Source organism: Psychrobacter sp. 1U2, from assembly GCF_051847575.1.
In genome coordinates this window covers 1-976 of sequence record NZ_JBPYDC010000558.1, presented here as the reverse complement: position 1 = coordinate 976, position 976 = coordinate 1, and the positions used below count along the sequence as shown (strand labels likewise).

At 46.4% G+C, this 976-nt stretch carries 1 protein-coding gene; it reads left to right on the top strand.

The annotated features are described in order from the left end of the window. A partial coding sequence (locus tag ACS8FD_RS17240) for an aldehyde dehydrogenase family protein (RefSeq protein WP_439276749.1) occupies nt 1-976 on the top strand: 976 nt, incomplete at both ends.

Here is a 976-nt window from a genome sequence, read left to right as displayed (position 1 = left end):
ATGAGCGACTATCAAGTTAGCAACCCCGCGACTGGTGAAATCGAAGCCACCTACCCAACAGCGACTGAGCAAGATATTCAGCATGCTATTGAACAAGCAGACAATGCTTATCAAGAGTGGCAAAAAACCTCTCTTAGCGAACGTAGTGCGATAATGAATAAAGTCGCTGACATCTATATTGATCGTCAAGATGAGCTTGCACGTATCGTTGCCAATGAGATGGGTAAACCTGTTGGGCAAGCAAAAGGTGAGATCGGCTTGGTCGCTGAAATTTATCGCTACTATGCAGACAATGCTGAGCAACTATTGGCACCGAATACGATCGATGTTGATCAAGGTTCAGCGTCTGTAGAAAAGTTGCCAGTTGGTACATTATTTGGCATTATGCCGTGGAATTACCCTCATTATCAGGTCGCACGTTTTGTCGCGCCGAACGTCATGGCAGGCAATACCATTATTCTAAAGCATGCGCCCCAGTGCCCGAATACCGCAGAAGTCATCGTTGATATCCTAAAAGACGCAGGCCTGCCTGATGGTGTGTATAACAATGTCTTTGCTACCAATGAGCAAGCGGCGACCATTATTGAAGACAGTAAAGTCCAAGGCGTCTCATTAACAGGCTCTGAGCGCGCAGGACAAGCAGTTGCAAAAATAGCGGGCGGCGCGCTTAAAAAGGTCGTTTTAGAGCTTGGTGGTTCTGATGCCTTTATTGTGGCAGCAGATGCTGATATTGAGCAAGCTGTTGAAGGAGCTATTGAGGGTCGTTTTGGTAACACCGGCCAAGCTTGTAATGCAGCCAAACGCTTAATTGTCGTTGATAGCGTATATGATCAGTTTGTTAAAGGCTTTACCGACGCGGTACGTGGAATGAGCCTAGCGGATCCGCATAATGAAAAAACTTTCATTGGACCGATGTCATCAAAAAGTGCAGCGCAGAATTTGCAAGAGCAGTTAGATGGCGCTATTAAAGCAGGTG